This window comes from Halorubrum sp. Boch-26 (assembly GCF_029889805.1).
In the GTDB taxonomy this organism is placed as follows: Archaea; Halobacteriota; Halobacteria; order Halobacteriales; family Haloferacaceae; genus Halorubrum.
This window is the reverse complement of sequence record NZ_JARANT010000115.1, coordinates 1-7,342: the sequence shown is the minus strand read 5'-3', so window position 1 is coordinate 7,342 and position 7,342 is coordinate 1. Positions and strand designations below refer to the sequence as shown.

The following is a 7,342-nucleotide window of genomic DNA, read 5'->3' as shown; positions in this document are numbered from 1 at the left end:
CCGCCCCCCTGCTGCGAGACGCCGACCCCGACACCGAGGAACAGCAGGGCCGCGAGGACGAGCCCGCCGGCGGTCACGCCAGCGCCCAACGCCAGCGACCGCAGGCGCTCGAAGCGGACGGGCCCCCACTCAAGCGGGGCCGTGTCGGAATCGGCGTCGAGGTTGAGGGGCGTGGCCGAGGAGACCTCGGGACTCGCGTCGATATCGGCGTCCGCATCGATCCCGGAGTCCGCGTCGCGCTCCCGGTCGGCCGACAATCGTACCTGGTCGGTCGACGCGTCGGGTTCGGAGGGCATAGCCGCCTGTTGGCGTGGTGACGGCTTAAATTCCGGCCGTCGCATCGGTCGGTAGATGGGGCGTCGTCGCCTCGGTCTCAGTCGCATCGGAGTGTTCGCGATCCGAACCGATGCGCCGGCGAGTATTTACCCCGCGACCGGATACGGGGGCGTATGACTGACTGGCGCGCCGTCGGCTACGGGTTCGTCGTGATGCTGATCGCGGGACTGCTCGCGACGTTCGCCCCGGTGATCGGGCACATCGGCGCCGGCCTGATCGGCGGGTTCGTCGCCGGCTACGTCGCCGGCGGCGGGCTCCTCTCGGGGTCGTGGCACGGCCTGCTCGCGGGCTCCGTGAGCGGGGTCGTCGTCACCCTCCTCTTAGCTGCGTTCGGCGGGCTCGTCGGGCTCGCCGGCGGGCCGGTCGGGAGCCTCCTCGGGGGCGCGGGGATCCTCGTCGTCGGCCTGTTTCTGACGCTCCTGTTCGCGATCGACTCGGCGCTGGCGGGCGCGATCGGCGGCGTGCTCGGCGACTGACGGGATAAATAGGAGCGGAGCGAACGGCGGCGCGGTCACCGGCGTTCAGGCGGACTGCGCCGCGTCAAGTACGGCCTCGTAGTCGGGCTCGTTCGTCGGGTCCTCGGCGACCCAGTCGTAGACGACCTCGCCCGCCTCGTCGAGCACGAAGACGGCGCGATTGGCGATGCCGTAGAGGCCGAGTTCGGCGATGTCGATCTCGAGGTCGTACGCCCGGATCGCGTCGCCGCCCATGTCGCTCACGAGGTCGAACTCGATCCCGTGTTCCTCGCGGAACGCGCCCTGCGAGAACGGGGAGTCGGCGCTGATCCCGAAGACCGTCGCGCCGGCCGCCTCGAAGGCGGCGGCGCGCTCTTGGAACGCCACCATCTCGTTCGTACAGGGCGGCGTGAACGCGCCGGGGAAGAAGGCGAGCACGACCGGGCCGTCGCCGAGGTGGTCGTCAAGCTCGAACGGTTCGTGGTCGCTCGTGCCGATCGTCGCTGAGATGTCGGGTGCGGTGTCACCGGTCGAAACCATCGCTCTGCGATACGAGCGATTCGTCCAAAAGGCTTGCCGCACCCCCGTTCGGATCCGGTATCCGCGTCGACCGCGTCGCGGGTCGGCAGCGAGCGTCCCGAGCCGCGGCCGCGCGCGGTTGACGCGCTACTCCCGGTCGAGGTACTCCTGCTGAATCACGACGATTTCGGCCGAGTCCTCGCAGTCGGCGTACCGCCGGAGCGGCTCCTCGTTGAGGTCGAGGAACGTCTCGCCCCAGGTGAACTTCGCCATGACTCGCTCCGCGTGGTCGGACTCGCCGAGGATCGCGAGCGCGGCCGCGAACGCCTCCACCGTCGTGAGCCGCATCGGCCGGCCGAAGTTCACGGGGTTCCCGGCGACGAGGTACGGGAGCGCGCGGTGTTCGCCGGGGAGACTGAACATCTTCTCCTCGGCCGACTCCCACGAGCAGTCCAGCGCGACGAGCGCGTTCTCGCGGGCGAGGTCGGCGTCGGCGGGCGAGAGCGCGCGCTCGGCGTGCGGATTGAGGACGACGCCGTACGGCGTGGCGCGGTCCGAGCGGTGCAGCTCGGCGAGGTCGAAACGCGCGAGCTTCCGGGCCGTGCACTTGTCGGGGTCGTCGTCGCCCTCGTACCGGACGTGCAGGTCCACACCCGGCGTTCGCGGGAGCCGCCTATAAGCCGTGCGGACGGGACGAGGCGAAAAAATGTCGCGGCGGCCGTTCCCGCCCGATCACGGGGCGCGAGTCCGCGTCACGAACGGGTCGCGGTCGTCGCTTTCCGACGGGACGCGCGTTTGCGTCCCGATCGGCTCCGATTCGACTTCGGTTGTGGATTCACTCATCGCGGTCAGTGCTCGTGGCCGACCACGTAAATGAGTTCGGCTGAAAAAATCATTATTCCGCATATTTCCTAATATGTGTTTGCTTACTATCTCTGAATTTGCTTATAAATTTTCTAAATACGCTTTCAACTGGACGTTAGGCTGGTTTGTAAAGACACGACGGGAGACGAATTCGCCGTCGCGGTCTCCCCGCTCCGCGAGGTGTCCCGAATACCGTCAAACCGGCCCGGTACCGGCGGGGTTTTTCCTCGTCGCCCCGCAGGAGTCCGTATGGAGCTGTTCGCCGTCCCGGACCTCCCGGAGATCCGGGAGGGAGACGACCTCGCGGCCATGATCGGCGAGCGCGTCGACCTCCGCGAGGACGACGTCGTCGTCGTCGCCAGCACCGTCGTCTCCAAGGCCGAGGGACGGACGTTCGACCTCTCCGACTTTCCGGCCGGGCCGCGCGCGAACGAGGTCGCCGACCGGCTCGCGGAGCTCTCGGGCGAGGAGAAGGACCCGCGCTTCGCACAGGCCGTCATCGAGGAGTCGACGGAGCTCATCATGGAGGCGCCGTTCCTCCTGACGGCGACGCGTTTCGGCCACATCGGCGTCAACGCCGGGATCGATCGGTCGAACGTCCCCGACGGTGACCTACTGCTGCTTCCGGAGCGCCCCTCCGAGAGCGCGGAGCGGATCCGCGAGGGGCTCGCGGCCGACCGGGTGGTCGTCAGCGACACCTGCGGGCGCCCGTTCCGCCACGGCCAGCGCGGCGTCGCGATCGGCTGGGCCGGGATGCCGGCGAGCCGCGACTGGCGCGGCGAGCGCGACCGCGACGGCCGCGAGATGGGCGTCACCGTCCAGAACGTCATCGACGAGCTCGCGGCGGCGGCGAACCTCGTCGCCGGCGAGGGCGACGGCGGCACCCCGGTCGTCGTCGTCCGCGACTGGACGTTCGGCGACCACGAGGGCTCGGACAGCCACTTCCGCGAGGTCGCGGGCGACTTCGTCCGGCAGGCGCTGCGCGACTGGAGCTACGAGGACCACTGACCCGGAGCTACGAGGACACCTGACATGCTCGGCATCGAACTCACCCCCGAACACGACCTGCACCGCCTCGTCGACCTCGGCGTCCGCGCCGAGGACGCCGGCTACGACGCCGTCTACTCGACGTGTCACTACAACAACCGCGACCCGTGGGCGTTCCTCTCGCAGCTCGCGACCGCCACGGACTCTGTCCGGCTCGGTCCGGGCGTCGCCAACCCCTACGAGACCCACCCCGTGACCCTCGCCTCGAAGGTCGCCACCCTCGACGAGCTGTCGGAGGGGCGGGCCGTCTTCGGCCTCGGCCCCGGCGACCCCTCCACGCTCGCGAACCTCGGGCTCGCCGACGAGCGCGGGCTCCGCCCCGTCTTGGAGGCGTTCAAGACCGCCCAGCGGCTGTGGGCCGGCGAGCGCGTCGACCACGACGGGACCTTCGACGCCAGCGAGGCGGGGCTCAACTACGAGCCCCCGCAGGGCGCCGCGATTCCGGTCCACGTCGGCGGCGAGGGACCGCACATGTGCCGAATGGCCGCGAAACACGCCGACGGCCTACTGTACAACGGCTCGCATCCGAAGGACCTCGCGTGGGCCCGGGAGCAGGTCGACGACGGGCTCGCCGACCGGCCCGATCGCCGCGGCGACTTCGATCTCGTCGCGTACGCCGCGGTCTCGATCGACGAGGACGAGGACGCGGCCCGCGAGGCCGCCCGTCCGCCAGTCGCGTTCATCGCCGCGGGGGCGGCACCGCCCGTCCTGAAGCGCCACGGGGTCGACCCGGACGCGGCCGCCGCGATCGGCGACCGCGTCTCGGCCGGCGACTTCTCGGCAGCCTTCGAGCGCGTGACTCCCGAGATGATCGACGCGTTCTGCATGGCGGGCACCCCCGAGACCGTTCGAGAGCGCGCGGGCGCCGTCGCGGAGCACGCCGACGGGCTGGTAGTCGGCTCGCCGCTCGGTCCGGATCTGGAAGACGCGGTAGACCTCGCGGCCGAGGCCGTGAACGGGGCTTTTTAAACTGACCTCGGCGTTCCCAACGCTCTGGAACCGAGAATCGCGCCTGATAACTCAGGGATGAGGTTCATAAGCCCCTTCGGTCGAGTCCCCAGCATGTCGACACCACGTCAGTCGCGCGGAGGTCTCCGCGGGCGATACGACGCTCTCCTATGGGGAATGATGGACCGGTTGGGTATCTCCGAGTCGATAGAGCGGAAGGTCGTCGCGGCCGTCAGCATCCAGTTCCTCGCCACCGTCGGGGTCTTTCTGACGCCGTTTCTGGTCTCCGGGACGCTCTCGTACGCGTTCTCCGCCGTCCTGTTCCTCGGTGCCGTCGTCGCGATCTACAACACGCTGATCATCGTGCGCCGCGACTTCGTGGCTCCGATCCAAGAGCTAGAGACCGGCACCGACGCGATCGCGGCGGGCGATATCGACGCGGTCGGCGGGGGGAGAGCGGGCGGATCCGCGGGCGACCCCGGTTCGGGACTCGCCGGCAGCGACCAGCCGGACGAGATCGGATCCCTCGTGAACTCGTTCGTCGAGGTCGAGCGGTACCTCGGTACCGTCTCCGCGCAGGCCGAGGCGCTCGCGGCGCGGGAGTTCGACGACCCGGTCCTCGACGAGGAGGTGCCGGGAAGCTTCGGCGACTCCTTGGACAGATGGCCGCGAACATGGCGGCGTACACGACCGAGCTCGAATCGGTCGTCGACGCGTTCGGAGACGCGGCCGAGCGCGCGCAGGACGGCGACCTCACGGCGACGATCGACGCCGAGTCGCTCGCCACCGACGACGATCGGTACGAGGAGCTCGTCGGCAACTACAACCGCCTCGTCGTCACCCTCGGGGGGACGATCGGCGAAGTCCGGTCGTTCACCGGCGACGTCGCGACGGCGAGCGACGACGTGCGGGCGAGCATGAACGAGGTCGACGACGCGAGCGAGGAGGTGGCGCGGTCGGTACAGGAGATCTCGGACGGCGCGAGCGAGCAGACGAACGACCTGAAGGAGGTCTCCGCGGAGATGAGCACGCTCTCGGCGACCGTCGAGGAGATCGCGGCCTCGGCGGACGACGCGGCGACGATCGCCCGAAACGCCGCGGACCGCGGTCGGGCCGGCCGCGAGGAGGCCGCCGAGGCGATCGCAGAGCTGGAGACGCTCGAATCGCGGATCGGCGAGACGGCGACCGCCGTCGAAGAGCTTGTCGCCAAGATCGACGAGATCGACGAGATCGCCGCCGTGATCGACGGGATCGCGGAGGAGACGAATCTGCTCGCGCTGAACGCCTCGATCGAGGCCGCCAGGGCCGACGGTTCCGGTGACGGGTTCGCGGTGGTCGCCGACGAAGTGAAGTCGCTCGCCGAGGAGACGCGGGGGGAAGCGGCGGCGATCTCGGACCGCATCGACGAGGTGCAGGCGGCGTCCGCCGACACAGCCGCCGACGTCGAGACGATGGAGTCGCAGGTGTCCGAGGGCGTCGGCGCCGTCGAGTCGACGCTGCGGGAGTTCGAAGAGGTCGTCGAGGACGTGACCGCGGTCGACGAAACGGTCCAAGAGATCAGCGACGCGACCGACGACCAAGCCCGGACGACCCAGGAGGTCGTCGACATGGTCGAAGACGTCTCGGCGGTGAGCGGACAGACCGCGACCGAGGCAGAGACCGTCGCCGCCGCGGCGGAGGAACAGACCGCGAGCGTCTCGGAAGTGACCGACAGGGCGCACGCGCTCGCCGACCGGTCCGACGAGCTGTTCGCGCGGCTCGACGGGTTCGAGGTACCGGAGGACGACGACAAGCGGGTGCCCCGTCCGGCCGAGTCGGGATCGTCCGCGCGGGCGCGGGCGAGTCCGACCGACGACTGATATTCGGCGCCGATCAGCCTTACCGGCGCCGATCACTTTACCGGCGCTGACCTACTGCTTCGACCGTCCGCGACCGCCCAGCGACGGGAGCGTCACGCCGATCTCTTGGAGGAGTGCGCCGACCGCGGCGTAGCCGAGCGCGGCCACGGAGGCGACGATGAGGACCTGTCCGACGAGGACGAGCAGCGCCGAGAGCGGGTCGCCGGCACCGAGGATGAGGTCGTTCAGGAACACGTCGACGAAGCGGCCGACGTCGCCGACGAGCCGTGAGACGAAGTCGATGAGCGCGAACATGGGTGGCCGTTGATCCGCGGGGTACTTGGGTGTTGAGTTCGCGGCCGTTCCTCGCCTGGGAACGGGTCACGGCCGCGTCGGATCCCCCGAAACGGGACCGCGATCCCGCCGGCGGTTCCGGTAACCGAACGCCTTACACCCGACGGACACGGACACGTCGGTAATGAACGCGCTGATGGACCTGTTCGCCGAGAACACGCTCCTGTGGGTCCTCACTGGTGTCCTCGCCTACTCCGCGGCCGCGCTGTGGCTCCGGAACCGCGGGATGCTCCCGGAGTCGGTCGGCGTCTCCGGCCCGGTACTGACGCTCCGAACGCTCCGCGGCCGGCAGTTCCTCAACCGGCTTGCGGCCCCGCGACGCCTCTGGCGCGGGCTGGCGAACCTCGGGCTCGGCGGGGCCTTGGTCGCGATGGTCGGGTCCTTCTTCCTGATCCTCTCCTCGGCGGCCTCGGCGCTGAACACCGCCCAGCCCTCCGCGATCCAGCAGCCGCAGAACTTCCTCATCATCCCCGGCGTCAACGACTTCCTCCCGCTGTCGGTCGCCCCAGAGATCGTCGCCGGGCTCGCGGTCGCGATGGTCATCCACGAGGGCGCACACGGCCTGTTGTGTCGCGTCGAGGGGATCGACATCGACTCGATGGGGCTCGTCTTCTTCACAATCTTACCCGTCGGCGCCTTCGTCGAGCCCGACGAGGAGGCGACGCAAGAGGCGTCCCGCGGCGCTCGCGCCCGGATGTTCGCGGCCGGCGTCACCGCCAACACGCTGCTCACGGTGCTCGTGTTCGCCTTGCTGTTCGGCCCCGTCGCCGGCGCGATCTCGCCGGCGCCCGGCTACGCCGTCGGCGAGGTGACTCCCGGATCGCCGGCCGACGCGGCCGACCTCGCAGCGGGCGACCGGCTCGTCGAGGTCGACGGCGCCCCGGTCGACACGGCCGCCGAGTTCGAGGCAGCGCTTGCCGAGGCCGGTGACACGGTGACGGTCGCGGCCGCCGGCGGCGGCGGGGTGCGCGAGGGCGAGGT

General features: G+C 70.0%; 7 protein-coding genes and 2 pseudogenes. 5 read left to right on the top strand and 4 right to left on the bottom strand.

Annotated elements, in window-relative coordinates:
- Positions 1 to 296: pseudogene (locus OQF71_RS13110) on the bottom strand (hypothetical protein); the annotation flags it as partial.
- Between the two features lie 153 nt (positions 297 to 449).
- On the opposite strand from OQF71_RS13110, the gene OQF71_RS13105 reads away from it, so the two are divergent.
- Entirely contained in the window at positions 450 to 812 is a 363-nt protein-coding gene (locus OQF71_RS13105; protein WP_280588203.1) for a DUF5518 domain-containing protein, read from the top strand.
- Between the two features lie 45 nt (positions 813 to 857).
- Here OQF71_RS13105 and OQF71_RS13100 read toward each other — a convergent pair whose 3' ends face one another.
- Both OQF71_RS13100 and OQF71_RS13095 read right to left on the bottom strand, forming a co-directional pair.
- Positions 858 to 1,331: a redoxin domain-containing protein gene (locus OQF71_RS13100; RefSeq protein ID WP_280588202.1), complete on the bottom strand. Its 474-nt coding sequence runs from the start codon at positions 1,329 to 1,331 to the stop codon at positions 858 to 860.
- 126 nt (positions 1,332 to 1,457) lie between these two features.
- On the bottom strand, positions 1,458 to 1,961 hold the full coding sequence (locus tag OQF71_RS13095) for a DUF367 family protein (protein ID WP_280588201.1): 504 nt from the start codon (positions 1,959 to 1,961) through the stop codon (positions 1,458 to 1,460).
- 462 nt (positions 1,962 to 2,423) lie between these two features.
- On the opposite strand from OQF71_RS13095, the gene OQF71_RS13090 reads away from it, so the two are divergent.
- The 3 genes and pseudogenes from OQF71_RS13090 (at position 2,424) to OQF71_RS13080 (ending at position 6,028) form a co-directional block, all read left to right on the top strand.
- On the top strand, positions 2,424 to 3,182 hold the full coding sequence (locus OQF71_RS13090) for a coenzyme F420-0:L-glutamate ligase (protein ID WP_280588200.1): 759 nt from the start codon (positions 2,424 to 2,426) through the stop codon (positions 3,180 to 3,182).
- 24 nt (positions 3,183 to 3,206) lie between these two features.
- The gene (locus OQF71_RS13085; protein WP_280588199.1) at positions 3,207 to 4,190 is read left to right on the top strand and encodes a 5,10-methylenetetrahydromethanopterin reductase; all 984 of its coding nucleotides are present in this window, start codon (positions 3,207 to 3,209) and stop codon (positions 4,188 to 4,190) included.
- A 159-nt stretch (positions 4,191 to 4,349) separates the two neighbouring features.
- Positions 4,350 to 6,028: pseudogene (locus tag OQF71_RS13080) on the top strand (methyl-accepting chemotaxis protein).
- 51 nt (positions 6,029 to 6,079) lie between these two features.
- Here OQF71_RS13080 and OQF71_RS13075 read toward each other — a convergent pair.
- On the bottom strand, positions 6,080 to 6,322 hold the full coding sequence (locus OQF71_RS13075) for a hypothetical protein (RefSeq protein WP_280588198.1): 243 nt from the start codon (positions 6,320 to 6,322) through the stop codon (positions 6,080 to 6,082).
- 163 nt (positions 6,323 to 6,485) lie between these two features.
- Here OQF71_RS13075 and OQF71_RS13070 point away from each other — a divergent pair.
- The coding region (locus OQF71_RS13070) for a site-2 protease family protein (protein WP_280588197.1) at positions 6,486 to 7,342 on the top strand (857 nt) is incomplete at its 3' end.

Coding starts and splice junctions, on each gene's coding strand:
- OQF71_RS13100 (WP_280588202.1), bottom strand. CDS start 1,331: ATGGTTTCGACCGGTGACACCGCACCCGACATCTCAGCGACGATCGGC.
- OQF71_RS13075 (WP_280588198.1), bottom strand. CDS start 6,322: ATGTTCGCGCTCATCGACTTCGTCTCACGGCTCGTCGGCGACGTCGGC.
- OQF71_RS13090 (WP_280588200.1), top strand. CDS start 2,424: ATGGAGCTGTTCGCCGTCCCGGACCTCCCGGAGATCCGGGAGGGAGAC.
- OQF71_RS13085 (WP_280588199.1), top strand. CDS start 3,207: ATGCTCGGCATCGAACTCACCCCCGAACACGACCTGCACCGCCTCGTC.
- OQF71_RS13105 (WP_280588203.1), top strand. CDS start 450: ATGACTGACTGGCGCGCCGTCGGCTACGGGTTCGTCGTGATGCTGATC.